Source organism: Arthrobacter oryzae (assembly GCF_030718995.1).
Classification (GTDB): Bacteria; Actinomycetota; Actinomycetes; order Actinomycetales; family Micrococcaceae; genus Arthrobacter; species Arthrobacter oryzae_C.
This window is the reverse complement of record NZ_CP132204.1, coordinates 2139905-2165747: the sequence shown is the minus strand read 5'-3', so window position 1 is coordinate 2165747 and position 25843 is coordinate 2139905. Positions and strand designations below refer to the sequence as shown.

Genomic DNA, 25843 nt, shown 5'->3' with positions numbered 1-25843 from the left:
TTTAAGCAAGGTGTCCGGGATCCGGGACAGCCCGGCGGCGGCGGGGCTGGTTTTCGAGGCTCGGCTGCGGTGAGCTTGGAGTATGCCGCACACAGCACTCACAGTCGATATCCCGCCGCTCACCTGGAGGGGCCGCTTCGACGGCGACAGCGCCGAGCACCGCCGCTGGTGGCAGGCCGTCACGCCGTACCGCCACGGACACGCCGCTTCGGGTGCCGATGCTCCGGAGTCCCTTCGCCGGCCCGCCGTCATTCTCGGTTTCGGCAGCGATGCCGGCGTCCTGCGCAACAAGGGCCGGGTGGGCGCCGCCGCAGGCCCCGGCGCCATCCGGGCAGCCCTGTCGCCGCTCGCATTCCACCTCCCCCGCGAGGTGTTCGACGCCGGCGATGTGACCGTCAAGGACGGTGCGCTGGAGGCAGCCCAGGCCCGTGCCGGGCTGGCCGTGTCTGAAATGCTCGACGCCGGCAACCTCACCGTGCTGCTGGGCGGCGGCCATGAGACCGCGTTCGCCAGCTACCTTGGCGTGGCCAATTCCGAGGCGGTCCGCAGCGGCAAGCGGCTGGGGGTGCTGAACCTGGACGCCCACTTCGACCTGCGGGACGCGCCCGAGCCGTCCTCCGGCACGCCGTTCCTGCAGATGGCCCGCGCCGAGGAGGCCGCCGAACGCAGACTGGACTACGCCGTCGTCGGAATCTCCGAGCCGAACAACACCCGTGTGCTCTTCAAGACCGCCGAACGGCTGGGCGTGAAGTATCTTCTCGACGAGGACTGCACGGCGGAGGCCACCGCACAGTTCGTGGCCGACTTCCTGGCGGGCGTGGACGTCCTGTACCTGACCATCGACCTGGACGTGCTGCCCGCCGCGGTGGCCCCCGGGGTCAGCGCCCCGGCCGCGTTCGGAGTTCCTCTTGCCGTGATCAGCGCCGTGTGCCGGCAGGTGGCGGCCAGCGGAAAGCTGCTGCACCTGGACGTGGCGGAGCTGAACCCGAAGTTCGATATCGACCAGCGCACGGCCAGGGTGGCCGCGCGGCTGGTCAACACCCTGCTGGGCTAGGCCCTGCCGGGCCAGGCCTGTTGCCCGCCGTTAGTTCCGGAAGCTGACGACGGCGGTGGCCCACGGTCCCAGCGTTACCGACAGGACGCCGTCGTTCGCTGGGGCTGCTTGCTCCTGGGCGCTTGCGGCGGCCCCGATGACTGTCACGTCGGCCGGTCCCGCAGCAGTACTTTCCGCTGTCCCGGGGGGGAGCGTGACGTTGGCAACGACCTCGCGGGGGCTGAGGTTGCCCACGAAGAGTTGCAGGCCGGCAGCCGACTGCACCGGGTAGACCGTCACAGGACTTTTGCCTGCCGGCCGGTGCCCTGGGGCTTCCGTGGCGGCCAGCACGGGATCGCCCTTGCAGGCAGCGAGCTTCTGCAGCAGCTCTCCGGCCGGGTTCAGCGTGCCCTCGGCAGTGGCGATGCCGCGGGGCGGTCCCGCTTCGAAGTACGTGACGGAGGCGACGCCGTCAACGGTAAGGGCAGCGAGGCTGGCCAACGTCCAGGCGGCGGTGAAGCTGTGGTCCTGGAGTTCGTCGCCGGGGGCCTGCTGGCCCGGGGCATGAAGGCGGGGCTTGAGCGTGACGGGGCCGACGTGGACGGGGCGCCCGCCTCCGAGCTTCGCGGCGTTGGCCGCGGCAAGCCGCTGGACCGGTACGGTCTCCGTGATGTGCGGGACTTCCGTGCTGTGGACCTGCGGAGCGAGGCTGAACGTCACGGCGTCGGCATCCTGCGGAACAGGGGTGCCGCTGCCGTCGCTGCCGCTTGCAATCCAGCGGTTGAGTTCCGTGAAATGTGAGCGGGTTCCGGCCAGAAGCTGTCCGGTGAACCCTGCTTCCGCCAGCGACACTTTCAGCACGCCGAAGGCCGCCGGGTCCGTGCACTCGGTCTCCGGGTGGAAAAGTCCCATCCGGGCAATCCGGGACAGCTGCCCGCCCAGGGCGTCGGTGAGTGCTTCGGCCACGCCGTCGGCGGAATCGGAGACGACCCGCACGTCCAGCGCGGCGCCGTGCCGGTCCGCTTCCCGGGCTGCGGCGGCCAGCTTGGCGGGCCACACTTCCCGTGGTTCGTAGAGTTCCACCAGGACGGCGTCGAGGCCGGGCAGTTGCGGCCCCTCCCCCTTATTCCCGGCCGGCGGTTGCGGCGAGTCCACGGACACCGCAAGCGCGGGAACGGTTCCGGCCGGTTCACCCACCGTGAAGGCTGCCGGTTCATGGCTTTCCCGGAGCGGATTGTCCGGCGTCTCGATGCTGAGGGCCTCGATGCTGACCGACTGGTTCACGGTGTCCCCCGGCGCCACGTCCACCGGGATGGGAAGCGCGGAGGGCGTGCTGTAGGTCTTGAAAGAACCGTCGCTCCAGTTCCGCTGGTCCTCGGTTTCGAAGATGTCCCCGGAGAAGCCGAGATCAAAGGCGGTCCCGGCGTCGGCCCATTCCATGGAGGAAATGTCCGAGAAGACAAGGTCCGGCCTGATGTCCGCGGGGAAGGCCCCGCTGGTGACGGCTCCGTCCGGCGACACTACACTGACGTCCCGGCCCGCTTCGCTGGTGGGATGAAGGACCACCAGCCCGATCCGGTTGCGCCGGAATGCCGCCTTGGCCCGGCCGGAGAACGATACCTCGACGATGGCAGGCGTAATCCGGAGCAACAGCATGCCTTCGTAGGCCGCCGCCTCAGCGCCGGGTGTCTCAGCGCCGGTCGTCTCAGCGCCGGGTGCTGCGTAGTCAACGTGGATGCGGAGGCTGATGCCGTCGTCGTCCTTCAGTTCCGCAATATCCCGCACCGACGGCGCCAGGGTGCGCCATTCGTGGTCCCGCACCACCGCCTTGATGGCGCGGAGCACGGGCCGGCCCCCGTAACTGATGTTCGCCAGTTCGTCCCCGATCAGTTCCGCTGTCCAGACGCCGACGCCGAGCTTGCGGATCTGCGGATCAAGGCGCCGTTCCAGCGGCGGACGGTCGTCGGAAACCGCTTGGGCGGACAGTGTTTCGGAGTGCAGTGTTGCGGAGTGGTCGGTAGACACGGGAGGCTGCTCTCTGGTGGCTGGTGACTGCGCCCAGCTGACCCTGGGCCGGTCCTGTGGATTTGACCATATCGGAAGAGGCGCGGGGGCTCAATGGCCGCGAAACCGGGCGTGCTCCTCAGACCGCCGTCTTCGGCGCCTCGTCCTCATCGCCGAACTTCTCCGCGGCCTTCCGCTGGCGCAGCCGGTCCAGCCTGTTCATCACGGGAGCCGTGGTTGCGCCGTGCAGGACCACGGACGCGGCCACCACCAGGCCCACGATGGCCCACAGCTGCTCGGCCTGGTCCGTGAACTGGCCCTTGCCCAGGGCGTAGGCGAGGTAATACAGGGAGCCGATCCCGCGGATGCCGAAAAACGAAATGGCGATCCGTTCCCTCGGACCGGTTTTTCCTCCCGCCAGCGCCAGCACGCCCGACAGCGGCCGGACCAGCACCAGGAAGACCACTGCCACTGCGACTTCCGCCCAGCCGATGCCCTCAAGCAGGCCGCGGGCGATGGCTCCGCCCAGCAGCACCAGAATGACCACCGTCATGAGCCGTTCGAGCTGCTCGACGTAGGAGTGCAGCACCCGGTGGTACCCGTGCGTGTGCTCGGCGGCGCGGATTGTGACAGCGCAGACAAACACGGCGACAAAGCCGTATCCCTCGATCATTTCCGCTGCTCCGTATGCCAGGAATGTCGCCGTGAGCGCCACGAAACCCTCGGAGTGTTCGGACAACCTGATGCTGTCGTGCCGTGACGAGAAGAAGAGCCGGGCCAGGACTTTGCCCGTGCCGAAGCCCAGCACGAGGCCGATCCCGATCCGCCAGAGCACGTCCACGGCGAACCACTCCGGGAACCACCCGGACGGCGAGGCGCCGGCTGCGCTGATGGCGATGGCCAGATAGACAAATGGAAACGCCAGGCCGTCATTGAGTCCGGCTTCGGACGTGAGCCCGAACCGCACTTCGTCTTCCTTGTCGGACTCTTCGTCACTGTCCGCAGGCTCACCCACCTGGACTTCCGAGGCCAGGACGGGGTCCGTGGGGGCGACGGCGGCTGCCACCAGGAGCGCCGCGGCGAGCCCGAGGCCCAGCAGCCACATCCCCAGAAGGGTGAGCGCAAGGATGCACACCGGCATGGCGATTCCCAGCATCCGCCAGGTGGTGGCCCACCGCCTGCGTCCCACGGGCCGGTCGAGGGCCAGGCCCGCACCGGTCAGCGAAATAATCACGCACACCTCGGTGAGGTGGAGGGTGAATGTCCCGTACCGGAGCGGATCCGGATCCGGAAGGTCACCGAGGGCGCTGAAGATGACCATGCCCGAACCGAGGAACACCATGGGCATGGAAAACGGGGCATTCCGGAGCAGCTTGGGCAACACGGCGGCGGTCAGGACAGCGAGTCCGGCCGCGACAAAAATGATGCTGGGAGGTTCGAACATCGTCGCCTTCTCTCCGCTTGCGCCACGGTGCACAAGACCGGATGTTGCTGTCCACCCTATCGGGCAAACGGTAAGTAGGCTGTCTGAAACAGCAAAACCATGTGGCGGAGGCCGGAGGCATGAAGATCCCCAAGAGCTTGGCAGCAGCGCTGCTGGCCTGCGCACTAGCCTTGACGGCCTGCGGGAACTCCTTTCCCGCCGATCCGGAAGGAACACTCAACCGCGTTACCGGCGGGACGCTGCGGGTTGGGGCCAGCGCCAACGGCGAGTGGGTGATCCTCCCGGACGGCGGGGAACCCCAAGGCAGCGAGCCTGATCTCGTCAGAGCCTTCGCGGCACGCCTTGGCGCGGAAATTGAGTGGTCCGACGGCACTGAGCATGTGCTGGCTGAAGCCCTCAAACACGGCGAGCTGGACCTGGTGGTCGGCGGCCTCAATGACAAAACGCCGTGGGAGAAAGATGCCGGCCTGACGCGTGCATACGCCGAATCCACAGACGGGCGCGGCAAGATCCACAAACACGTCATGCTCGTGGGTAAGGGAGAGAACGCGTTCCTGCTCGAGCTGGACAGGTTCCTCATGGCTTCCGGAACGGCGAAATGAAACTTTCCACGAGCCACGCACCGAAACGCGAACCCGTCCGCTTCGGCCACACCACCCTGCCCCAGGAACAGCAGGACGCCCTGCGCAGGGCCGTGAAGTTTGAGTGGATCACCCTCGCTTTCCTGGCCGCCTCTACCGCGCTGGTGTACGTGGTCCTGGGCAACTCACAGGCGATGAAAGCCGCCTGGGTGGAGGATCTGTTGTCCTTCCTTCCGCCGCTGTCCTTCCTGGTTGCATCCCGCGCTATCCGCAAGCGCCCAAGCGAAGAACACCCCTATGGTTTTCACAGGGCCGTGGGCATTGCCCACGTGGTGGCCGCGGTTGCCCTGACGGTTATGGGCGCCTACCTGATTGCGGATTCAGGCATTGGCCTGCTGAACGGCGAGCACCCAACGATTGGCGGTTTTGAGTTCTTCGGCCAGACCATCTGGTTGGGTTGGGTGATGATCGTTGCCATGATCCTGACGGCAGGACCACCGGTCTATCTGGGCCACGTGAAAATGAAGCTCGCCGAGAAGCTCCACGACAAGGTCCTGTACGCGGACGCCGACATGAACAAGGCTGACTGGATGACCGCAGTGGCGGCCGCGGTAGGTGTGGCGGGGATCGGCCTCGGCTGGTGGTGGGCTGACGCGGTGGCCGCCCTGGTGATCTCAGCCAGCATCCTCCACGACGGCATCCGCAACACCCGCGCCGCCATTTCCGCCCTGATGGACAAACGGGCCAGGACTTTTGACGATGCCGAGCCCCACCCGCTGGGCAGCCAGATAGACGATTACCTTTCCAGCCTGGACTGGACCGGGACAGCCAGGTCCCGGATCCGCGACGAAGGCCACGTGTTCCATGTCGAATCGTTCGTGGTCCCGGTGGACGGGAAGATGCCCTCCATGAAGCAGCTCGAGGACGCCCGGCAGGCCTGCATCGACTTGGACTGGAAGGTCCAGGACATGGTGATTATTCCAGTCTCGGATCTGCCCTCGGAGTACTTGCCCGGCGTGGCCACTTCCGGGGGCGAGCGCTGAAAAAAGGCTGTCCCTCCGGGTTTCGGAATCACCGAACCCCGGAGGGACAAATGCCAGACATCTTATGTTTCTTGACAGCACCGGTAGACTGGGCTGAGGCCAATTGGCATTTATTTGAGAGAAAGACCCCCAATGACTGCAGCAACCATGGAATCCCAGACCACCGACGTTCGGTCCATCCACCTGACCTTCTCCTCCGCCGAAGAGATCCACCACGGCCTGGACAGCGCCGTCAAGGAACTGATCGAAGCTGCGGTCGAAGACGGCAACTGCGGCATCCGCGTTACCCGCGTCGAGCCGGGAGCCTACACCGTGGCCCTCGACGAATCCGTCCCTTTCGGTGAAACCTACGAGGACATCGCCGCCTAGCACCGCGGCATAGGCTTTGCTGGATGGCCTAGGGCTTAGGTCCTGCGGACCTGGACACCGTCGGACTTCATAAAGAGCTGGGTTTCCGACGGGGCTGAGGGCACCAGCCAGAGCACGTTTCCGCTGACGGAAATCTCCTCAACCTCACCTGCGGCCACCACATGCGCATGCTTGAGGATTTCAACCCGATCGCCTGCTTTGAGGGTCCTCCAGTCGGAAACCGTGGCAGCAAATGCCATCCGCCTGGACAGAACCGTCCCCCGTGCTTTCATTGAACTTCTACCCCTTTGTATATGTTCGTTCGCCACAACATCGTTGGTGTGGACTTCATCACTACATCTTTAGTTCTACTACAAATTCCGGGGCCCCGTGCGTTGTGTCGCTTAGTATTTCGGGGGCCCCGGAAAATTCGCATTTTTACTGCAGAATGTTCACTTTCAGGCCAGTATCCCGACGGCGGATTCGGCTGCCGCGCGGACTTCGCCTGAGGCGACAAGCCGGTCCGCCGCTTCCAGTTCCGGCGACAGGAACCTGTCCGTCCCCGGCCCCTCCACGACGTTCCGGAGCGCCGCGAGCACAGCGGTGCCGGCCGGGCCTGGGGCCAGCTCTCCCCCGGACAGCTGGGTCCGCATGTCAATGGCCCGTGCCGACGTCACCAGCTCAATGGCCAGGACACGGCGCAGGTTCTCCACGGCTTTCCTGAGCTTCCGGGCAGCGTGCCAGCCCATGGACACGTGGTCCTCCTGCATGGCCGAGCTCGGAATCGAGTCCACCGACGCCGGGACGGCGAGCCGCTTGTTGTCCGAAACCAGTCCGGCCTGCGTGTACTGCGCAATCATCAGGCCGGAGTCCACCCCCGGATCAGCCGCAAGGAATGCCGGCAGCCCGTGCGAGCGCGCCGGGTCCAGCATGCGGTCGGTGCGGCGTTCCGCGATGGAACTCAAATCGGCCACCGTTATTGCCAGGAAATCCAAAACATATGCCACCGGGGCGCCATGGAAATTGCCGTTGGAACTCACCCGGCCGTCCGGCAGCACCACGGGGTTGTCGATGGCTGCGGCAAGTTCCCGGGAGGCGACCAGGGCCGCGTGGTCCACGGTGTCGCGGACGGCTCCGGCAACCTGGGGTGCGCAGCGCAGCGAGTAGGCGTCCTGGACCTTGGAGTCGCCCACCCGGTGTGAGGCCACGATCGGCGAGTTGGACAGGACGCGGAGCATGTTGTCCGCACTTGCAGCCTGTCCAGGGTGCGGGCGGAGGGCCCCGTGGAGCTCCGGCAGAAACACTTGGTCCGTGCCGAGCAGCGCCTCGACGCTGAGCGCGGCGGTGATGTCCGCCGTCGTCAGCAGCTGGCGGATGTCCGCGATGGCCATCAGCAGCATGCCCAGCATGCCCTCGGTGCCGTTGACCAGCGCCAGCCCTTCCTTCTCGGCGAGCGTGACCGGCTCGATCCCGTGCTCGGCGAGCAGTACGGCGACAGGTTGTTCGCCCCGCCCGCCGTACGTCACGCCGTCGGGACCTTCCGCTTCGCCCTCCCCCATCAGCACCAGCGCGCAATGGGACAGCGGGGCGAGGTCGCCGGAGCAGCCGAGTGAGCCGAATTCGCGGACCACCGGCGTGATTCCGGCGTTGAGGACGTCCACCATGGTCTGCAGCACCACCGGGCGGACCCCCGTGCGGCCGGAGGCCAGGGTCTTGGCGCGCAGGAACATGATGCCGCGCACCACTTCGCGCTCCACTGCCGGGCCCATTCCGGCGGCGTGGCTGCGGATCAGCGATTTCTGCAGCTGGGTGCGCAGCTCGCTGGGGATGTGCCGGTTGGCCAGCGCGCCGAAGCCGGTGGAGATGCCGTAGGCGGGTGTCTCGCTGTGCGCGAGGTCGTCGATGTGCGCGCGGACCTTGGCCACCGTGTCCAGGGCTTCCTGGGAGATGCTCACCCTGGCGTCGTGGCGGGCGACGGCGACGACGTCCTCCGGTGTGACGCCGCTGGAGCCGAGGGTGACGGTAAGCGGTTCGTGGGTCGTGATGGTCACTTTGTGGTTCCTTCGTTCATCGGGATGCGGACGCCGCGCTCTTTGGCGACCTCGAGTGCGCGGTCGTAGCCGGCGTCGGCGTGCCGGATAACGCCCATGCCGGGATCGTTGGTGAGGAGGCGTTCGAGCTTCTGCGCGGCAAGGTCGGTGCCGTCGGCGACCGAGACCTGTCCGGCGTGGATGGAGCGGCCGATGCCCACGCCGCCGCCGTGGTGCAGCGAAACCCAGGTGGCACCGGAGGCTGTGTTGAGCAGGGCGTTGAGCATGGGCCAGTCGGCGATCGCATCCGAGCCGTCCTGCATTGCTTCGGTTTCGCGGTACGGCGAGGCGACGGAGCCGGAGTCGAGGTGGTCGCGGCCAATCACGATGGGCGCTTTGACCTTGCCTTCCTTGACCAGCTGGTTGAACAGCAGGCCGGCCTTGGCGCGTTCGCCGTAGCCGAGCCAGCAGATACGGGCCGGCAGGCCTTCGAACTCGACCCGTTCCTGGGCGGCGTCGATCCAGCGGTGCAGGTGCTTGTTCTCCGGGAACAGCTCCTTGATGGCCTCATCGGTGACACGGATATCCTCCGGGTCGCCGGACAGCGCAACCCAGCGGAACGGGCCGAGTCCCTCGCAGAACAGCGGGCGGATGTAGGCCGGGACGAAGCCGGGGAATTCGAACGCGCGGTTGTAGCCGCCCTTGCGGGCTTCGTCGCGGATGGAGTTACCGTAGTCGAACACCTCGGCGCCGGCGTCCTGGAACTCCACCATGGCCTGGACGTGCCTGGCCATGGAGGCCTGCGCCTTCTTGGTGAAGCCTTCCGGATCAGCCTCGGCCTCGCGGTGCCATTCCGCCACGGAGATGCCCTCGGGGAGGTAGCTCAGCGGATCGTGCGCGGAGGTCTGGTCGGTGACGATGTCCACCGTGAGTTCGCCGGCGTTGTGGCGGCGCAGGATCTCCGGGAACACCTCGGCGGCGTTTCCCACGTAGCCCACGGACCAGCCGCGGCGCTCCTCCTTGGCCTTGAGCACTTTGGCGATGGCGGCGTCGAGATCGGTTTCCACCTCGTCGAGGTAGCGCTTGCCGGCGCGGCGGCGCAGGCGGGTCTCGTCGACGTCGACGATCAGGCAGGCGCCGTCGTTCAGGGTGACGGCGAGCGGCTGGGCACCGCCCATGCCGCCGCAGCCGCCGGTGAGGGTCAGGGTACCGGCGAGGGTGCCGTTCTCGTCGCCGGTAAGCTTGCGGGCGATCGCGGCGAAGGTTTCGAAGGTGCCCTGCAGGATGCCCTGGGTACCGATGTAGATCCAGGACCCGGCGGTCATCTGGCCGTACATCATCAGGCCCTCGGCCTCGAGCCGGCGGAATTCGGGCCAGTTGGCCCAGTCGCCCACGAGGTTCGAGTTGGCCAGGAGCACGCGCGGCGCCCATTCGTTGGTGCGGAAAACGCCCACCGGCTTGCCGGACTGGACCAGCAGGGTCTCGTCCTTTTCCATGGTTTCCAGGGTGCGGGTGATGGCGTCGAACGCGGCCCAGCTGCGGACGGCGCGGCCGGTGCCGCCGTAGACCACCAGGTCATCGGGGCGTTCGGCCACCTCGGGGTCCAGGTTGTTCATGAGCATGCGCAGCGGGGCTTCCGTCTGCCAGCTCTTGGCGGTGAGCTCGGTGCCGCGGGCTGCTTTGACCGGGCGGGCACCGGTGGTGAAATCGGCGGGTGCCATGGGGGCTCCTTCGTGTCTTGGTGGTTCCGGGGAATGTGGTTCTGTATCAACTAAAGCCTGTCCGAAGCCCCGGAAACAGGGCTTTGGAGGGGGTGCTGTCCGGGATTCCAGACGCACCCCATGTTCCCGGCTAGGTAGCAGCAGGTGTCGTTTTCGGCCCTCAAAACGACACCTGCTGCTACCTAGTTGGGCCGAACTACTTGATGGCGCCTACTTGGTCGGGCGGCCGTGGATGCGGACGGAGAGTTCGTCGGCCACTTTCCGGATCCGCGCGGCGAGGGCCGGCCATTGGTCCGCCGGCAATTTGTCCTCGAGGAAAGTGACGGCGACTGCCGCCGTCGGCCATCCCACGTGGTCCGTCACCGCGGCGGCAATCGAGCCGAAGCCGGGGGTCACCTCGCCGTGTTCGGTGGCGTAGCCGCGCTGCCGGACCTGGTCCAGGTGCGAGGACAGCGCCGAGTACTTCATGATGGCGCCTTCCACGTCATGCCGGGCCGTGAAGGCAGCGGCATTCGGGTAGAGCGCGCGGACCTGCGACTTGGGCAGCGCTGCGAGGATGGCGCGGCCGCTGGCGGTGAGGTGGCTGGGCAGCCGCACGCCGACGTCGGTCACCAGGGACGGCCGGTTCTTGGCGCGCTCCTCCACGATGTACAGCACGTCGCGTCCGTGGAGCACCGCCAGGTGCGCGCTCTCGCCGATGACGTCCACCAGCGAGGCGAGCATGGGCCGGCCAAGCCGAGAGAGCGGTTCCTGTCGCGAATACGCGGAACTGAGCTCGAAGGCGCTGATGCCCAGCCCGTACCGCTGTTCCTCGTGCAGGTGCATCACGAAGCCGTTGGCCTCCATGACGCCGAGCAGGTGGTAGACGCTGGAGCGCGGCAGGCCTAGTGCGGTGGCAATGTTCGACGCCGCCATGGGTCCGCGCTTGGAGGCCAGCAGTTTCAGGATACGCAGGGTATTTTCTGCCGCCGGCACTTTCGACGTCACCTTCGCAACCGTCTTTGGCGCCGCACGTGCGGGGGACTCGCCGTCCGCCATTTTTCCTCCATGGTTCGCCGCCGGACGAATGAGTGGTGTCCGGTATCCCGTACTTAAGGGTCCCCCACTCTCCAGCGCCCGGAACGACATCCAACCACATTGAAGTCCGGGATACCAGACTCCCCCTTGCCCGACAGGCTCCGCACCGCTGCCGGGGGACTTCCGCCCCTAGCCCGAATCCCGGTGCGGTGCTTCGATGGAGGGCACGGACTGCTCGAGGAGGCCACCATGCACTGGATTGCCGGGCTCTTCCTGATCGCCCACGGCTTGCTCCATCTCGCCATCTGGCTCCCCAAGCCTGATAAGAAAGTACCGTTCGACGCCGGGCACTCCCCGTTCGCGGGCAACGTCAGACGACTCGCGGCGGTCCTGGCTGTGGCTGCCGCCCTTGTTTTGGCGGCCGGCGGCCTCGGACTTATCGGCGGGGCATCGTGGTGGGCGCCGGTGACCATAGCCGGAGCGGCAATCTCGGCGGCGCTGCTCCTGCTGACCTTCAATAAGTGGTGGCTCATCGCGCTCGGCATCAACGCCGCCATCATCGTGCTGTCGTTGCAGCAAATTGGTTAGGAACAAGAACGGGCGAGGAAGCCATCCATGACCAAACCACTCGCGGGAAAAGTAGCCCTGGTGGCGGGGGCCACGCGCGGCGCAGGCCGGGGCACCGCCGTCGCCCTGGGTGAAGCGGGAGCGACCGTCTACTGCACCGGCCGCAGCGCCGGGGGACTCAGGTCCGACTACGACCGGCCGGAAACCCTCGAGGAGACAGCCGAACTGGTCAGTTCCGCCGGCGGAGTAGGCATCGCGGTGGGAGTGGACCATCTGGATCCGGCCGCCGTGCAATCGCTCGTGCGCATGGTCGACGACGACCACGGCCGACTGGACATCCTGGTGAACGACATCTGGGGCGGGGAAAGCCTCATTGAATGGGACGCCCCAGTGTGGTCCCATCACCTCGGTTCCGGCCTGCGGATGCTGCACACCGCGGTCGACACGCACCTGATTACCAGCCACTTCGCGCTGCCGCTGCTTATCCGGAATCCCGGCGGCCTGGTAGTGGAGATGACCGACGGCACGCGTGAGTACAACGCCGTTCACTACCGGGTTTCGACGTTCTACGACCTCGCCAAGAATGCGGTGTTGCGGCTTGCCTTCAGCCAGGCGGAAGAATTGAAACCGTTTGGCTGCACTGCGGTGGCCCTCACTCCGGGCTGGATGCGCTCCGAGTTGATGCTGGAGCATTTCGGCGTCACTGAAGCGACCTGGCGGGAGGCCGCGGCGACCCAGCCCCACTTCGCCGCCATCGCTGAGAGCCCGCGCTTTGTGGGCCGCGCCGTTGCCGCCTTGGCTGCCGACCCGGACGTGCAGCGCCGCTCCGGCGGATCATTTTCCTCAGGCGGGCTGGCACAAGAATACGGCTTCACCGACACCGACGGCTCGCGGCCGGACTGCTGGCGTTACCTCGTGGAGGTCCAGGAGGCAGGGCTCCCCGCAGACGCCAAGGGCTACCGCTGAGGTTCGGAGGGTATTTCCCAGGGCCGCCTGCGCCCTGTCCCTCCCCTTCCTAGGCGGCCGCGTTTGCCTCGGAGGTTAAGAACAGTGCCCCAGTCGCTGAACGGGTCCTGGGGTAATGGTTGATCCGTTAGTTCGAGGTCGGGCGGCGGGTTTTCGGCCCATAGGTTATCGGGCAGCAGGTTTTCGGGCCACAGGTTTTCGGGCAGCAGGTTTTCGGGCCACGGGACGTCGTGTAGCGGTGCTTCGGGTGGCCAGTGGGGTGGTTCCCAGTCGGGTTGTTCGCTGGCGTAGGAGCGGCCTGTTGGTGAGGTCCAGCCGGGCGGATCGTTGGCGCTGGCCCCGGTGGGGGTCCAGGCCGTGGCGTGCTTGAGGCGGTGGTGCCTGGGGCAGGGCTGGCCGAGGTTGCTGATCCCGGTGGTCCCGCCGTTCGCCCAGGCGAGGAGGTGGTCTGCCTCGTTATCCAGGGAAGGGTTGCTGCAGCCCGGGAACGGGCATTTGCCGTCCCTTAGCCGCAACCACTGCCGCAGCGCTTTGGGAATCCGGTAGGCGGCCCGGCCGATCTCCAACGGCGAACCGTCCCGCGGGTCAGTCAGCACCCTCAGCAACGACGACGCCCCGTCGGCCACGAGCGCACGCGCCATCGACGGCGGCACCGGACCGTAGCCGTCCAACATGGCCGGTTCCCCGGTCACGCCGAGCAGCGAGAACACCGGAACGGTGATCAGGACCTGCGCCGCCGGGGACGGAACACCACCACCCGGGGCAAGACCGTCAGACACGCCGTCCCCGCCCGGAACAGCGTCCGGAGCCTGTCCGCGGCCGGCCGTCAGGAGCCAGGTCGCGGCGACGTCGGCGCGGAGCTGGGTGAGGGTCCTGGTCTCGTCCGGGCCCTGGAGGGCACGGGCGGCACTGGTGGTGCGGTCCCAGATCCCGGCAGCGGTGTCGGCCGGGAGGTAGGCCGAGAGCCAGGCCATCCCGTCACGGTCCGGGGTGTACTCCACCCGCCGCTCCGCGACGCCCCGGGCATGGCGTTCTTCGATGCTGACCGGGTGGTGGCGTTCCCGCCACGTGCGGACCTTGGCCCGGAACCGGGACGGGACGAGGTCCCCGGCCGGGCATCCGCGGGCTGGGTTTAGTGCGTCGGCGTCCAGGAAATGTGCCTCCAAGCCGGCGGCTCCAGCCCGGTCCAGGTTCGCGGTTTCATCCACCAGGACCCTGGCGTGCTGCCACGAAATACTCCCGGCCCCCAGCGCTGAGAGCGTCAGCGGCAAGGTGGTGGTCAGGGCATGCGCCTCGGACAGCAACGCCCCGGCCGTGCGTTCGCTGACCGTCAAAACGCACGCGACCTCAGCCCTGATCGCCATGTCCCGGACGGTGTGCTCCTGCGGGGACACGGCCGGCGGCGCGAGGGCTGCGGCTGTTTCAGCGTATCCGGCGGCGAGATGGACTTTCAGGGCGGCCATTCCGGCTTCCATCCCGGCTAGCTGAGCCATCCCGTCCAGGCACGCATCCGCCCGGTCCCGAAGAAGGTCAGCACCATCCACGCCCGGACCGTTCAGACCGCGGCGGACCCCCGCAGCCAGCGCAGCGAAGGAAGCCCCGATGGCCTCCAACGCCTCCGCAACTGCCCTGCTATCCATACCCAAAGCATCCCAGCAGGCACCGACATTTAATGATGGCGCCGGCAGCAGGGCCGCAACTGTCCGCTCGCGCGGGCCGGCGCCGGCACCGGGGCCGCAACTGTCCGCTCGCGCCGACTGACAGTCTGAAATGAAAGACACCAAAGCGCCGTGAGGCTCATCACGTAAGGCTCGAAAATGGTCTGCTGGATAGCGATCCCCCTCCCAATGACGAGAAGGTATTCGCATGCAACAAGCCCCAACAGCAAGCCAAGCACCAGAACAAACGGCGCCCGAAACCACCACCGCGGTAAACGGCATTAACGCCACCGGAGCCGCCGGGAGCAGTGTCCGCGCCGCTGCAGGCGCCGCCGTCGACACCGTCCTGAACCGCGGACTCAATGTCCGCCACATCCGCTTCATGGCCCTGGGGTCAGCCATCGGCACCGGCCTGTTCTACGGTTCGGCATCCGCCATCCAGAAAGCCGGCCCGGCGGTCCTCCTCGCGTACATGATCGGCGGCGCCGCCGTGTTCATGGTGATGCGGGCGCTCGGCGAGATGGCGGTGCGGCATCCCGTCTCCGGCTCCTTCGGCCAGTACGCCAGCCGCTATCTTGGGCCGCTGGCGGGGTTCGTGACCGGCTGGACGTACGTCTTCGAGATGGCCATCGTGGCCATCGCGGACGTTACCGCCTTCAGCATCTATATGGGGTTCTGGTTTCCGGACGTAGAACGGTGGATCTGGGTCCTCGCCATCATCTTCTTCCTGGCCGCCCTGAACCTGCTCAGCGTCAAAGTTTTCGGCGAGCTGGAGTTCTGGTTCTCGCTGATCAAGGTGGTCGCTATCATCGCCATGATCGCCGGCGGCGTCGCCATCATCATCTTCGGTTTCCAGGCAGGCGGGTCAACTGTCACGCCGGGAATCGGGAATCTCGTGGAGCACGGGGGCCTGTTCCCCAACGGCTTCGAGGGGTTGCTGGCTTCATTCGCCGTTGTGATGTTCGCCTTTGGCGGCATCGAGACCATCGGCGTCACCGCCGGTGAAGCGGCCGATCCCAAGAAGGTCATCCCCAAGGCAGTCAACACCGTGCCCGTGCGCGTTCTCCTTTTCTACGTGCTGACCCTTGCCGTCCTGATGAGCCTGTTCCCCTGGAACGAAGTGGGAACCAACGGCAGTCCGTTCGTGCAGATCTTCAGCGGACTGGGCATTCCCGCCGCGCCACACATCCTCAACGCCGTGGTGATTACCGCAGCCCTCTCTGCAATCAACAGCGACATTTTCGGTGCCGGCCGCATCCTCTTCGGACTGGCCCGCCAGGGCCACGCTCCGGCCAGCTTCGGCAAGGTTTCCCGTCACGGGGTGCCGTGGATGACCGTGGTGATGATGGCCGTCGTCCTGCTGGCGGGCGTGGTCCTGAACGCCGTCATGCCGAAGGATGTCTTCCTGCTGATCGCTTCGATCGCAACCTTCGCCACCGTCTGGGTGTGGGTCATGATCCTGGCGTCACACGTGGCCATGAAACGGGAGATCGCACGTAAGGGACTGCCGGCGTCGGAATTCCCGTCGCCCTGGTGGCCGGCAGCCTCCGTCCTGACCATCGCGTTTATGGCCATGGTGATCGTGGTCCTGGGCGCGTTCGAGGACTCCCGGATCGCCCTCTACGTGGGCGCGGTGTGGCTTGGTGTCCTGGTGCTGGCCTACCGCCTGTGGGTCCGCGGTCACGGCCGTGCCCGGGCAGAACTGGTGGACGAAACGGCGTAGGACCGCGCGGGCGGAGCAAGTAGTCCAGCAAAAATTTCGAGTGTTGGACGGTACAGAAGGGGTAGGAGTTACGCATGCGACGCATGGGGTTTGGCCTTTAGGTTGGACAACAGGCGCAGACCGGACGATTTAATCGCCAAACCGAGGCTTCCGGGCCGCCAGCGAGTCCTGCTTATCCAGGTACTTCAAAGGAGTGGTTTTGATGAAGGATCTTCCAGCCTCCCGGCCCGCCTTCCCCCGCGACCGGCGCCGCCTGATTTCCTGGCTGAACGACGCAGCGGAAAGAGTCCGCACGGCCGCTGTACCGTTCAGGATCGGAGACGTTGTCCTCGGTGACGACCCCTTCAACGGCCGCAGGCTCGGCGTGGTGACGGTCATCAGAGGCACCTCGCTGGGCCTGCGGACGGCCGCTGACGCCCATCCTGACCTGGAGCCCGCGGTGGTCTACTACGACTACCGCCAGGTGAGGACGCCGGACTAGGCGGCACCACAGGCAGGCGGCACCACAGGCGGGCGGCACCACAGGCGGGCGGCGCTAAGATCAGTCATGGTTCCGCTGAGCAATCTCCTGGCTTTCACCCTGGCCGCGGCCATCCTGATTGCCGTCCCCGGGCCAAGCGTACTGTTCGTGATCGGACGCAGCCTGGCCTTGGGCCGCAAGGGCGGACTGCTCAGTGTCCTGGGAAATGCGCTCGGCATGATCCCGCAGATCGCCGCGGTGGCGCTCGGTGTGGGCGTCGCCCTTGCGCAGTCGGTCCTGCTGTTCACCATGGTGAAATTCGCCGGCGCCGCCTACCTCGTGTTCCTCGGCATCCAAGCCATCAGGCACCGCGGAAGAAGTACGACGGCGGCCGGTCCCTCGCGCTCCGGCTCGCCCTTCCGTATCCTGCGGGAAGGATTCATCGTGGGTGCCACCAACCCGAAGTCGCTGGTGTTTTTCGTTGCGGTGCTGCCGCAGTTCGTAGAGTATTCCGCCGGCGGAATACCGCTGCAGCTGGCCAGCCTGGGGGCGGTGTTCCTGCTGATCGCCCTCGTCTCGGACAGCATCTGGGCGCTGGCAGCAGGCACCGCCCGCCAGTGGTTCGCCCGCTCCCCCAGGCGCATCTCCACGCTCAGCAGCACAGGCGGAGCCATGATGATCGCCCTGGGCGGAACCCTCGCCTTAACTGGCACCAAGAACTAGATTGTGCCGCCCGCAACTGCGGGCGGCAGCAAACTACCGCGCCGACCAGCCGCCGTCCATGGTGTAGCTGGCGCCGGTGACCATGCCGGCGTCGTTCGAGGCGAGCCAGGCGACCAGCGAGGCGACTTCTTCCGGCTCCACGAGCCGCTTGACGGCGGATTCGGTGAGCATGATCTTGGCCAGCACCTCGGATTCGGGAATGCCGTGGACCTTGGCCTGGTCGGCGATCTGCGATTCCACCAGCGGTGTGCGCACATAGCCGGGGTTGATGCAGTTGGACGTGACCCCGTGCTGACCGCCCTCCAGGGCCGTCACCTTGCTGAGCCCTTCCAGGCCGTGCTTGGCGGAAACGTACGCGCTCTTGAACGGGGACGCACGGATTCCGTGTACCGACGAGAGGTTGATGATGCGGCCGAAGTTGTTCGCATACATGTGCGGCAGTGCAGCCCGGATCAGCAGGAACGGCGCCTCCAGCATGAGGGTGATGAGCCGGCGGAAATCGGCCGGTTCGAAGTCCTCAATGGGGCTGATGCGCTGGATCCCGGCATTGTTGACCAGGATGTCGCAGTCCAGGCTGAGGGCTGCGAGGGCATCGACGTCCAGCAGGTCCACGGCCCAGACGGTGCCGCCTACTTCATCGGCGAGTGCGGCCGCGGCGGCCTCGTCGACGTCCGCGATCACCACCTTGGCGCCCCGTGCGGCGAGGGCCCGCACACTGGCAGCCCCGATTCCGCCGGCTCCTCCGGTGACCAGCGCCTTGCGGCCGTTCAGCGTGTTTTCCATAACCAGCCTTCCAGTTCAAAGATTTTCATCGAACCGGCCGGCTCCAGCAGCGCCGGAGCCGGCCAATATCCAAGCAGCTCAGCTCAATCGGCTCAGCGCGAGGTTGCTGCTACCGCCAGGCCTTCGCGTTCGGCGTCGGCCCTGTCCACTTCTTCAAGGGCAATGCCCTTTGTTTCCTTGAGGCTCAACACTGCCACCGTGGTGACGGCACACGCCACCACCAGGTAGATGGCGGTGGGAACCCACGATCCGGTGTCCTTGAGCCACTGGGTGGCCAGGAGCGGCGCCAGCGAACCGGCGAAGATCGAGGTGACCTGCGAGCCCAGCGACACCCCGGCGTAGCGCATCCGGGTGGGGAAGAGTTCCGCCATGATGGCAGGCTGGCCGGCGTACATAAACGCGTGCAGGCACAGGCCGATGGTCACGGCCAGGACAATGACCACCGCGTTCTTCGTGTCGAACATGGGGAAGGCGAAGAACGGCCACGTGGCGCCGGTGATGGCGCCGACAAGGTATACGGGCTTCCGGCCCCAGCTGTCCACGAGCCGTCCCACCTGCGGGATGACCAGGAAGTGGATGAGGTGCGCGATCAGCAGGGCAAGCAGGAGCGAGGACGTGTCGTACTTGTGGACGCTCTTGAGGTACACGATCGCGAAGCTGACCACGAGGTAGTACATGATGTTTTCCGCGAACCGGAGGCCCATGGCCTGCAGGATTCCCTTGGGGTATTTGCGGATGACCTCGCCGACGCCGTAGCTGACGGCCTGTTCCTGCTCCAGCTGCGCCTTGGCTTCGAGGAAGATCGGCGACTCGGAGACGTTGGTGCGGATGTAGTAGCCGACGAACACGATCGCGGCGGAGAGCCAGAACGCCACGCGCCAGCCCCAGCTGAGGAAGTCGGCACTGCTCAGGATGTTGGACATCACAAACAGCACCAGGGTGGCCAGCAGGTTACCTACCGGAACGGCGGACTGGGGCCAGCTGGACCAGAATCCGCGGGACTTGTTGGGGCTGTGCTCGGCGACGAGAAGCACGGCGCCGCCCCACTCACCGCCGAGTGCGAAGCCCTGGATGAAGCGCAGGAACACCAGGAGCGCAGGTGCCAGGTAGCCGATCTCGGCGAAGCCTGGGAGGCAGCCCATCAGGAAGGTGGACACACCGATGATCACGATGGTCAGCTGCAGGGTGGGCTTGCGGCCCAGTTTGTCGCCGATCTGGCCAAAGACGATCCCGCCGAGGGGCCGGGCCACGAAGCCCACGGCGTACGTGATGAAGGCCTGGATGATGCCGTCCAGTTCGTTGCCGGTGGCGGGGAAGAAGTACTTGCCGAACACCAGGGTTGCTGCGGTGGCGTAGAGGAAGAATTCATACCATTCCACTACCGTGCCAACCATGGAGGCTGCGACGATCTTCTTGAGGCCGGCGCCCTGTGGGGCGGAAGCGGCCGGTGATGCAGAGCGTTGTTCTACGCTCATATTGTGTTCTCCTTAGTGTCCACGTCGACACGCGCTGTGATCCACAGCACTGAATGGGCTCAGATGAGTATTGCCGCAGAAACTGTGCGGTTCAATGGCCAAACCGGCACCCCTTGTGTGCAGAATTGCAGATATGGACACTAATCCTGATGACCTTCTGGTCTTGCTGGCCGTCTCGCGGTCAGCCAAATTCACGACGGCGGCGCAGGCCCTGGGGCTGAACCACACCACTGTTTCGCGCCGGATAGCGGCCTTGGAGAAGACACTGGGCGGTCGCGTCCTCTCCCGGTCTGCCGGCGCGTGGGAACTGACGGAGCTCGGTGCGGAGGCGGTGCTGGTGGCCGAGCAGGTGGAACAGGCCGTGCAAAGCCTGGGCCAACCCGGCAAGGCGCCGGACCCCATCACAGGAGTCGTCCGGATGACCGCCACAGACGGCTTCAGCGCCTACATCGCCGCGCCCGCGGTGGCACGGCTGCGCCGCAAGCACTCCGGGCTCAGCGTGGAGATCGTGACCGTCACCCGGCGGGCCCTCCAGCAGCGCTCCGGACTGGACATCGAGGTCGTGGTGGGCGAGCCGCAGGTACACCGAGCCGAGGCCTTCAAACTGGGCGAATACGTGCTGGGCATGTATGCCTCACGCGCATACCTGGCCGAAAACGGGACGCCGGCAACGGTGGAGGAACTGTCCGAACATCCGCTGGTCTATTTCGTGGACTCGATGCTTCAGGTGGACGACCTCGACGCTCCGCGCAGGCTTGTCCCCGCCATGAAGGACGGGCTGAGCTCCACCAATGTGTTTGTCCACGTGGAGGCCACCCGCGCCGGGGCGGGCATCGGATTCCTGCCCTGCTTTATGGGCGACCTGCACCAGGACCTGGTCCGGTTGCTGCCGGACGTCTTCTCGGAACGGCTGCCGTACTGGATGGTACTGCGGCCCGACTCCATGCGGCGCCCGGCTGTCGCTGCCGTGGTGCAGGCCCTCAAGGACCAGACGCTGGAGCACCGGGAATCCCTGCTGGGCAGGCGCTGAGAGCTATGTTCACGACCCGGCACGGCGTAGTGTCGAAGGTAGGAGATGTCGGAGAGCCTTCGCTGGTGTGAGCGCGTCGAATCTGTGTACATTCACCATCGTGGCTGCGGGCGATCAAGAGTCCGCCGCCGCCGCCCGGCCTCAAAGGACCCGGCATTTCAAGGATCGAGGCCGTCATGGCTCCCGGCACAGGCGACACCCCAACCACCCGGAACCTCCAGGATTTGCTGTTGGAAAGCCCGGGGTTCACTGAATTCCTCCTGGGCCTGACCACCATCTCCGCGTCCCGCCTGGGCGGGCGCCATCCGATGCTGTGCGCCATCACGGTGGAGCGGGACGGCAGCCCGGCAACGGTGGCCAGCAGCGATGAGGAGGCTCTGCGGATGGACGAGAAGCAGTACGACTTCGACGACGGCCCGTGCCTGATAGCCCTCCGGCAGCAGCACATCGTGCTGGTCCCCGACCTCGGAAATGACAGCCGGTGGGAGCGCTACGCGGAGGCCGTTTCGGGAGAAGGCATCCGGTCCGTCCTGGCGGTTCCCATCCGCACCGACCCCGGCTCCGCGGCCGCCCTGAACTGCTACTCGCGAAGCACGGACGCCTTCGACGACGCCACCGTCGCCTCCGTCGAGGACCACACGGACTCGATTTCGCGGATCCTCCGCCTGGCGCTCCGCGTGCATCCTGCGGAGATCTATCCGGAGCATCTCCGCTCGGCCCTCAAGTCGCGGGCTGTTATCGACGCAGCAGTCTCCCTGGTGATGCTCCAGAACCGCAGCAGCAGGGACGATGCGATGGAACTCCTGCACCTGGCTGCACAAGCCACCAACGCCAGGCTGCACACGATTGCCTCCGATATCCTGTCCGGCGCCGAAGTGCCAGGCGGTGAGGTCCGAGAGGACCGAAGGTCAGAATACAGGTCAAAATAGGGTCAGAATAAGGGCCGGAATCATCAGAACAGAGCTAGGACTGAAGGAAGCCCCCGCGCGAGTCAGGGAACTCAAGCGCGGGGGCTTCACGCCCTCCGGTCTTGGGGGAAAGCGGAGAGCTTCCACCAACTTACAGCGTGCTCGGGGTGCGAACGGCAAAAACGGCCGCAAAAGCCGATTCTTGAGGCAACGTTGCGCTTATGTTGCGGACGGGCGGACGTCTTAGTCCACTGGACCCGGCGGCGGTGCAGGGTCGTGGCGGACGGATGCGCCGGCAGCAAAGGCGCGCACCTTGGCGTCATCCCAGATATGGGCCGGCACGCCACCGCCCAGGAGCCTGCGGGCAAGCCGGGGGTCGTCGTCGAACGGCTGGTCACTGCCCGCCATCACCATGTTGCCGTAGCGCCGGCCCTTGAGCATGGCGGGGTCGGCGATGATCAGCGTGTGCTCGAAAACAGCCGCAATGGTGGCCGCGTCCTCGCGGGCATTCTTCAGATCAGGAGCGTCGCCGGAATTAACCACGTAGATCCCGCCGGGAGCAAGCACCCGCTTGGCGTGCCCGTTGAATTCCGCGGTGGTCAGGGGCCGCGGAGTGAGGGCACCGGCAAACACATCGCGGATGATCACATCCCGCGTCTCCGGCGTCAGCGACTCCGTGACCTCGCGTGCTTCGCCCACCCGCAGCCGCAGCAGGGGTGCCTTGGGCAGGTCGAACCAGCCGCGGACGTACTCGGCAAGCTTGCCGTCCAGTTCCACCACCACCTGGCGGGCTTCCGGGTACGCGGCGTGGAAGTAGCGCGCCAGCGAGCACGCACCCCCGCCCAGGTGCAGAGCCCTTAGCTTGGGCCTGGTCTCGCGGGGCCACCGGGATTCCACCAGGGCCGACATCCACCGCATGTACTCGAAATCGAGGAAGAGCGGGTCCGCCAGGTCAATGTGCGAGCTCATCACGCCGTTGATGCGCAGGAGCCAGCCGTTCGAATTGTCCTGGTCCGCGATCAGCTCGCAGTCCCCCGTGTCGATGTAGTACACGCCCTCCGCCGGCCCGTCGGGGCGGGTTCCCTTCGGCACTTCCACGACTCCCGGCGTCGAACGTTCAGCGTTCCTGCCGGCAGACCGGCCCTTCCGCGCCACTTAGCCGGCCACCGCGTTAGTCATGCATCAACCCTAGTTGACCTGCGACTCACCGACTGCGGCGCCTTCGCCGTTGCGGATCCGCTGCACGACGCCGGTGGTGGACTGGTCCGGAACGTAGTCCAGGATGGTGACCTTGCCGCCGAAGCGTTCCACCGCTTCGGTTTCGGCCAGCATCTCCGGCGTGTAGTCCCCGCCCTTGGCGTAGATTTCCGGCCGGATCTTCTCGATCAGCGGTATGGGGGCAGGGGTGTCGAACACTGTCACGTAATCCACGCAGCTGAGTGCGGCGATGACGGCTGCGCGGTCGGCCACGGAGTTGATGGGCCGCTCCGGACCTTTCAACCGCCGCACCGACGCGTCGCTGTTCAGGGCCACCACCAGGATGTCACCCAGCTGCTTGGCCTGGTTGAGGTAGCGGGTATGGCCGCGGTGCAGCACATCGAAGCAGCCGTTGGTCAGCACGATCCGACGGCCCTCGGCGCGGTCGCCCTCGATATGGCGGGCGAGTTCGTCGGCGCTGAGGGCCGTGTCCGCGAAACTCGCCAGGTACCGGGCGAGGTCATCGGAACTGCAGACGGACGTGCCGGGGTGGTGCACCACCACGTCAGCCGCTGCTTGGGCAAGGTCCACGCTGGTAGTCAGTGGCACAGCGGACGCCCTGGCAACGGTCAAGGCGGCAACGAACGTGTCCCCCGCTCCGGAGGCTTGCTTCTCGGCGGCCGGCCTGGCCCAGGTGCGGTGGACATCGCCGGCAGCGGGCAGCAGCAGCGTCCCGTCCCGGTCCAGCGTGACCACCACCGCGTGCGCACCGGTGGCCCGGGCCAGTTCGTCCCGGCGCGCTGCCAGGAACTCTGCACGGTCCGCGCCGGCGGGCAGCGTCTGGCCCAGCATCCTGGCAGCTTCCTGCACATTCGGGGTGGCCAGGTCCGGCTGAAGCACCGCCCATGGCCGCGGGTCGTGGGCGTCAACCACTGTCAGCGGAGAGCCTGGACGCCTGCCTGCGGCACCCCCGAGAGCATCAATGAGGGCACTGCGGACCGGTCCGGCCAGGGCGCCAAGGCCGTAGTCGCAGACCACCACGGCGTCCTGTCCCCGCAGGGCTGCGGGCAGGGTGACGGCCAACGCGGCGAGCGCGTCCTGCGGAACCTGCTGCGCGACGTCGTCGAACCGCAGCAAAACCTGGCCGGCGCTGCTGATGCGGGTCTTGGTAGTGGTGACCATGCCGGGGTGTTCCTGGAGGTGGCTGACGTTGACGCCGGCGGCATGGAGCTGCCGCCGCAGCTCCAGGCCGGCATCGTCGCAGCCCACCGCTCCGGCGATGCGGACCCGTGCCCCCAGGGCGGCCAGGTTCATGGCGGTGTTGGCGGCCCCGCCAGGTGCAAATGCCCGCCGGCTGATATCCACGACCGGAGCCGGAGCCTCCCGGCAGAGGCGGGCGATGGACCCGTGCCACCAGCCGTCCAGCATGACGTCGCCAACCACCGTTACGGACGGCGCAATGGATGCCAGCCGGCCCGGCAACCAGTCCGCCAGGGCACGCTGCCCTGCCAAGTCCTGCCGGTCGTTGCGGGTGGTCCCGTCCGCCTGCCCGGGCGAATGACTGCTCATGGCCTGCCGCTTCCGCCGCCCGCGGGCGGCGCCGCCATGTGCACCACCTTGACCCGGGTGAACTCGTCCAGCAGCTCGGGCCCGTACCCAAAACCGTGTCCGCTGTCACCGCGCGGCTGGGCCGCCCCTCCGGGCGCGCCGCCGAACACAGCGTTGATTTTCACGGTGCCCACGGGGAGCGAGGCGATGGCCTGCTGCGCGTGGGCGATCCTGCCCGTCAGGACCGTTGCGGCCAGTCCGTAGCGTCCCTCGGCGGCCAGCAGGAGTCCCTCGTCAAAGCTGTCCACCACCTGCACGGGCGCCACCGGGCCGAACGTTTCTTCCACCATGATGTCCATGTCCGCAGTGCAGTCCACCAGCACCGTGGCTGGATAGTAAACCCCTGGCCCGGCCGGCACTGACCCGCCTTCGACGGCGCGCGCACCCGCCTGGAGCGCGTTGTAGACCTGGCGTTGGACTTCGTCGCGCAGGCGGACGTCAACCAGGGGCGCCAGCCCGCCCTCCCGGTTCCGCCGGCGGGCTGCCTGTTCCAGGGCCTCGCAGAAGGCGCCGGCAATGGCCCGGTGCACGTAGATCCGTTCAACGGCCGTGCAGATCTGGCCGCTGTTGCTGAACGCGCCCACGGCCGCCTGCTCCGCTGCCCAGTCCGGGTCCACGTCGTCATCCACCACCAGCGGATCGTTCCCGCCGTTTTCACGGATGACATGCGCCCCAGTCAGGTTCGAGGCTCTGGCGATCCGCGCGCCTGCCGCGCTGGAGCCGACGTGCGCCACCACATCCACGCCGGACTGTTCGGTCAGCAGGGCGCCGACGCCGGAGCCGCCGGTCAGCGAAATCAGCACATCAGGCGGGAAAACCGCGCCCAGCACATCCCCCAGCATGGTCCCCAGGTGCGGGCAGCGCTCGCTGGCCTTATGCACCACGGTGTTACCGGTGACCAAGGCAGCGCCGATGAGCCCGCAGGCCACGGCCACGGGATCATTCCACGGCGTCAGCACCACGGCCACCCCGCGGGGCTCGGCCACGGTGTAGTCCGACGCAAGAGGGTGGCCCCGGAGGCTGTGCCCGCGGTGGACCGGCCCAAGTTCCGCGTATTGTTCCAGGGTGGCGACGCCTGCCTCGATTCCGGCCAGTGCTTCGTCCACCGGGCGCCCGGTCTCCCGGTTGTTCATCCTTGCCAGTTCCGGGGCTGCTTCAGCCAAGGCACGCGCTGCTGCCCGGAGGAACGAACCCCGATCGGCCGGCGGGGTGGCGGCCCAGCTGTGAAAAGCTGCCCGCGAGGCATTGACGGCCGTGCGGACGTGGCGGGGCAAAGCTTCGGGCACTGCACCCACTTCCTCGCCGGTGCGGGGGTCGCGGATGACTATCAGTTCACTGGCGCTGTGGTGCATGCGCTGGACGATCGCGGACATGGAACTCCTTCCGAAGAGACGGCCGTGGCACCCTGCCGGGCAGCTGCAGGGCCTGACGGGCGAACCGGCCCCTATGAGCAGTCCCGTACCCCGCAGCAGCCCCGTTTACACCCGTCGGACGCCCCGGATTTTGGCCGGCGGTTATCCCCGG

At 66.8% G+C, this 25843-nt stretch carries 23 protein-coding genes; 11 read left to right on the top strand and 12 right to left on the bottom strand.

Annotation, left to right across the window (positions count from 1 at the left end; translation table 11 throughout):
- Nucleotides 1-82: 82 nt before the first annotated feature.
- On the top strand, nt 83-1054 hold the full coding sequence (gene hutG, locus Q8Z05_RS09985; RefSeq protein WP_305943304.1) for a formimidoylglutamase: 972 nt from the start codon (nt 83-85) through the stop codon (nt 1052-1054).
- A gap of 30 nt (nt 1055-1084) precedes the next feature.
- Here hutG and Q8Z05_RS09980 read toward each other — a convergent pair whose 3' ends face one another.
- Nucleotides 1085-3058: a hypothetical protein gene (locus tag Q8Z05_RS09980; RefSeq protein ID WP_305943303.1), complete on the bottom strand. Its 1974-nt coding sequence runs from the start codon at nt 3056-3058 to the stop codon at nt 1085-1087.
- A gap of 118 nt (nt 3059-3176) precedes the next feature.
- The gene (locus Q8Z05_RS09975; protein ID WP_305943302.1) at nt 3177-4481 is read right to left on the bottom strand and encodes a cation:proton antiporter; all 1305 of its coding nucleotides are present in this window, start codon (nt 4479-4481) and stop codon (nt 3177-3179) included.
- 119 nt (nt 4482-4600) lie between these two features.
- Between Q8Z05_RS09975 and Q8Z05_RS09970 the strand changes: the two genes are divergently transcribed.
- The 3 genes from Q8Z05_RS09970 to Q8Z05_RS09960 all read left to right on the top strand — a co-directional run bounded on the left by Q8Z05_RS09970 (nt 4601) and on the right by Q8Z05_RS09960 (nt 6474).
- The gene (locus Q8Z05_RS09970) at nt 4601-5083 is read left to right on the top strand and encodes a transporter substrate-binding domain-containing protein (protein WP_305943301.1); all 483 of its coding nucleotides are present in this window, start codon (nt 4601-4603) and stop codon (nt 5081-5083) included.
- Complete coding sequence (locus Q8Z05_RS09965; protein ID WP_305943300.1) at nt 5080-6105, top strand: cation diffusion facilitator family transporter; 1026 nt, start codon at nt 5080-5082, stop codon at nt 6103-6105. The genes Q8Z05_RS09970 and Q8Z05_RS09965 overlap by 4 nt, the downstream gene beginning before the upstream one ends.
- A 132-nt stretch (nt 6106-6237) precedes the next feature.
- Nucleotides 6238-6474 (top strand): hypothetical protein, encoded by a 237-nt coding sequence (locus tag Q8Z05_RS09960; protein WP_305943299.1) that lies wholly within the window; start codon nt 6238-6240, stop codon nt 6472-6474.
- Nucleotides 6475-6509: 35 nt separating this feature from the next.
- Here Q8Z05_RS09960 and Q8Z05_RS09955 read toward each other — a convergent pair whose 3' ends face one another.
- The 4 genes from Q8Z05_RS09955 to Q8Z05_RS09940 all read right to left on the bottom strand — a co-directional run bounded on the left by Q8Z05_RS09955 (nt 6510) and on the right by Q8Z05_RS09940 (nt 11242).
- The gene (locus Q8Z05_RS09955) at nt 6510-6746 is read right to left on the bottom strand and encodes a hypothetical protein (RefSeq protein ID WP_305943298.1); all 237 of its coding nucleotides are present in this window, start codon (nt 6744-6746) and stop codon (nt 6510-6512) included.
- Between the two features lie 165 nt (nt 6747-6911).
- Nucleotides 6912-8504 carry a histidine ammonia-lyase gene (hutH, locus tag Q8Z05_RS09950; protein WP_305943297.1) on the bottom strand — a complete coding sequence of 531 codons (1593 nt, stop codon included), beginning with the start codon at nt 8502-8504 and terminating at the stop codon, nt 6912-6914.
- Nucleotides 8501-10204: a urocanate hydratase gene (gene hutU, locus Q8Z05_RS09945; RefSeq protein WP_305943296.1), complete on the bottom strand. Its 1704-nt coding sequence runs from the start codon at nt 10202-10204 to the stop codon at nt 8501-8503. The genes hutH and hutU overlap by 4 nt, the downstream gene beginning before the upstream one ends.
- 210 nt (nt 10205-10414) lie before the next feature.
- Nucleotides 10415-11242: an IclR family transcriptional regulator gene (locus Q8Z05_RS09940; RefSeq protein ID WP_305943295.1), complete on the bottom strand. Its 828-nt coding sequence runs from the start codon at nt 11240-11242 to the stop codon at nt 10415-10417.
- A 228-nt stretch (nt 11243-11470) separates the two neighbouring features.
- Between Q8Z05_RS09940 and Q8Z05_RS09935 the strand changes: the two genes are divergently transcribed.
- A complete protein-coding gene (locus Q8Z05_RS09935) occupies nt 11471-11809 on the top strand; it encodes a hypothetical protein (RefSeq protein ID WP_305943294.1) in 339 nt (112 codons plus the stop codon).
- A 27-nt stretch (nt 11810-11836) separates the two neighbouring features.
- Nucleotides 11837-12754 (top strand): SDR family oxidoreductase, encoded by a 918-nt coding sequence (locus tag Q8Z05_RS09930; RefSeq protein WP_305943293.1) that lies wholly within the window; start codon nt 11837-11839, stop codon nt 12752-12754.
- Here the strand turns inward: Q8Z05_RS09930 and Q8Z05_RS09925 are convergent.
- Nucleotides 12745-14394, bottom strand: coding sequence for an HNH endonuclease signature motif containing protein (locus Q8Z05_RS09925; protein WP_305943292.1), 1650 nt, complete (start codon nt 14392-14394; stop codon nt 12745-12747). The genes Q8Z05_RS09930 and Q8Z05_RS09925 overlap by 10 nt on opposite strands.
- Before the next feature lie 226 nt (nt 14395-14620).
- On the opposite strand from Q8Z05_RS09925, the gene Q8Z05_RS09920 reads away from it, so the two are divergent.
- The 3 genes from Q8Z05_RS09920 (at nt 14621) to Q8Z05_RS09910 (ending at nt 17318) form a co-directional block, all read left to right on the top strand.
- Nucleotides 14621-16135 carry an amino acid permease gene (locus Q8Z05_RS09920; protein ID WP_305943291.1) on the top strand — a complete coding sequence of 505 codons (1515 nt, stop codon included), beginning with the start codon at nt 14621-14623 and terminating at the stop codon, nt 16133-16135.
- Between the two features lie 202 nt (nt 16136-16337).
- Nucleotides 16338-16616: a hypothetical protein gene (locus Q8Z05_RS09915; RefSeq protein WP_305943290.1), complete on the top strand. Its 279-nt coding sequence runs from the start codon at nt 16338-16340 to the stop codon at nt 16614-16616.
- A gap of 66 nt (nt 16617-16682) precedes the next feature.
- Nucleotides 16683-17318 carry a LysE family translocator gene (locus tag Q8Z05_RS09910; protein ID WP_305943289.1) on the top strand — a complete coding sequence of 212 codons (636 nt, stop codon included), beginning with the start codon at nt 16683-16685 and terminating at the stop codon, nt 17316-17318.
- Between the two features lie 33 nt (nt 17319-17351).
- Here Q8Z05_RS09910 and Q8Z05_RS09905 read toward each other — a convergent pair whose 3' ends face one another.
- A complete protein-coding gene (locus Q8Z05_RS09905) occupies nt 17352-18101 on the bottom strand; it encodes a 3-hydroxybutyrate dehydrogenase (RefSeq protein WP_305943288.1) in 750 nt (249 codons plus the stop codon).
- A 92-nt stretch (nt 18102-18193) separates the two neighbouring features.
- Nucleotides 18194-19576: an MFS transporter gene (locus tag Q8Z05_RS09900; RefSeq protein ID WP_305943287.1), complete on the bottom strand. Its 1383-nt coding sequence runs from the start codon at nt 19574-19576 to the stop codon at nt 18194-18196.
- Between the two features lie 133 nt (nt 19577-19709).
- Between Q8Z05_RS09900 and Q8Z05_RS09895 the strand changes: the two genes are divergently transcribed.
- Entirely contained in the window at nt 19710-20606 is an 897-nt protein-coding gene (locus Q8Z05_RS09895; RefSeq protein WP_305943286.1) for a LysR family transcriptional regulator, read from the top strand.
- A gap of 176 nt (nt 20607-20782) precedes the next feature.
- Entirely contained in the window at nt 20783-21535 is a 753-nt protein-coding gene (locus tag Q8Z05_RS09890) for a GAF and ANTAR domain-containing protein (RefSeq protein ID WP_305943285.1), read from the top strand.
- A 222-nt stretch (nt 21536-21757) separates the two neighbouring features.
- On the opposite strand, the gene Q8Z05_RS09885 is transcribed toward Q8Z05_RS09890, so the two are convergent.
- Genes Q8Z05_RS09885 through Q8Z05_RS09875 form a run of 3 tightly spaced genes read right to left on the bottom strand, consistent with a single transcriptional unit; the run spans nt 21758 to nt 25692 of the window.
- Nucleotides 21758-22669 carry a spermidine synthase gene (locus tag Q8Z05_RS09885; protein ID WP_305943284.1) on the bottom strand — a complete coding sequence of 304 codons (912 nt, stop codon included), beginning with the start codon at nt 22667-22669 and terminating at the stop codon, nt 21758-21760.
- A 33-nt stretch (nt 22670-22702) separates the two neighbouring features.
- On the bottom strand, nt 22703-24280 hold the full coding sequence (rfaE2, locus tag Q8Z05_RS09880) for a D-glycero-beta-D-manno-heptose 1-phosphate adenylyltransferase (RefSeq protein WP_305943283.1): 1578 nt from the start codon (nt 24278-24280) through the stop codon (nt 22703-22705).
- The gene (locus tag Q8Z05_RS09875; RefSeq protein ID WP_305943282.1) at nt 24277-25692 is read right to left on the bottom strand and encodes an aldehyde dehydrogenase family protein; all 1416 of its coding nucleotides are present in this window, start codon (nt 25690-25692) and stop codon (nt 24277-24279) included. The genes rfaE2 and Q8Z05_RS09875 overlap by 4 nt, the downstream gene beginning before the upstream one ends.
- Between the last annotated feature and the right edge of the window lie 151 nt (nt 25693-25843).

Excerpts from the sequence above, each read along its gene's own strand:
- hutG (WP_305943304.1), top strand. The coding sequence starts at position 83 with ATGCCGCACACAGCACTCACAGTCGATATCCCGCCGCTCACCTGGAGG.
- Q8Z05_RS09975 (WP_305943302.1), bottom strand. The coding sequence starts at position 4,481 with ATGTTCGAACCTCCCAGCATCATTTTTGTCGCGGCCGGACTCGCTGTC.
- Q8Z05_RS09970 (WP_305943301.1), top strand. The coding sequence starts at position 4,601 with ATGAAGATCCCCAAGAGCTTGGCAGCAGCGCTGCTGGCCTGCGCACTA.
- Q8Z05_RS09965 (WP_305943300.1), top strand. The coding sequence starts at position 5,080 with ATGAAACTTTCCACGAGCCACGCACCGAAACGCGAACCCGTCCGCTTC.
- Q8Z05_RS09960 (WP_305943299.1), top strand. The coding sequence starts at position 6,238 with ATGACTGCAGCAACCATGGAATCCCAGACCACCGACGTTCGGTCCATC.
- Q8Z05_RS09955 (WP_305943298.1), bottom strand. The coding sequence starts at position 6,746 with ATGAAAGCACGGGGGACGGTTCTGTCCAGGCGGATGGCATTTGCTGCC.
- hutU (WP_305943296.1), bottom strand. The coding sequence starts at position 10,204 with ATGGCACCCGCCGATTTCACCACCGGTGCCCGCCCGGTCAAAGCAGCC.
- Q8Z05_RS09940 (WP_305943295.1), bottom strand. The coding sequence starts at position 11,242 with ATGGCGGACGGCGAGTCCCCCGCACGTGCGGCGCCAAAGACGGTTGCG.
- Q8Z05_RS09935 (WP_305943294.1), top strand. The coding sequence starts at position 11,471 with ATGCACTGGATTGCCGGGCTCTTCCTGATCGCCCACGGCTTGCTCCAT.
- Q8Z05_RS09930 (WP_305943293.1), top strand. The coding sequence starts at position 11,837 with ATGACCAAACCACTCGCGGGAAAAGTAGCCCTGGTGGCGGGGGCCACG.
- Q8Z05_RS09925 (WP_305943292.1), bottom strand. The coding sequence starts at position 14,394 with ATGGATAGCAGGGCAGTTGCGGAGGCGTTGGAGGCCATCGGGGCTTCC.
- Q8Z05_RS09920 (WP_305943291.1), top strand. The coding sequence starts at position 14,621 with ATGCAACAAGCCCCAACAGCAAGCCAAGCACCAGAACAAACGGCGCCC.
- Q8Z05_RS09915 (WP_305943290.1), top strand. The coding sequence starts at position 16,338 with ATGAAGGATCTTCCAGCCTCCCGGCCCGCCTTCCCCCGCGACCGGCGC.
- Q8Z05_RS09910 (WP_305943289.1), top strand. The coding sequence starts at position 16,683 with ATGGTTCCGCTGAGCAATCTCCTGGCTTTCACCCTGGCCGCGGCCATC.
- Q8Z05_RS09905 (WP_305943288.1), bottom strand. The coding sequence starts at position 18,101 with ATGGAAAACACGCTGAACGGCCGCAAGGCGCTGGTCACCGGAGGAGCC.
- Q8Z05_RS09900 (WP_305943287.1), bottom strand. The coding sequence starts at position 19,576 with ATGAGCGTAGAACAACGCTCTGCATCACCGGCCGCTTCCGCCCCACAG.
- Q8Z05_RS09895 (WP_305943286.1), top strand. The coding sequence starts at position 19,710 with ATGGACACTAATCCTGATGACCTTCTGGTCTTGCTGGCCGTCTCGCGG.
- Q8Z05_RS09890 (WP_305943285.1), top strand. The coding sequence starts at position 20,783 with ATGGCTCCCGGCACAGGCGACACCCCAACCACCCGGAACCTCCAGGAT.
- rfaE2 (WP_305943283.1), bottom strand. The coding sequence starts at position 24,280 with ATGAGCAGTCATTCGCCCGGGCAGGCGGACGGGACCACCCGCAACGAC.
- Q8Z05_RS09875 (WP_305943282.1), bottom strand. The coding sequence starts at position 25,692 with ATGTCCGCGATCGTCCAGCGCATGCACCACAGCGCCAGTGAACTGATA.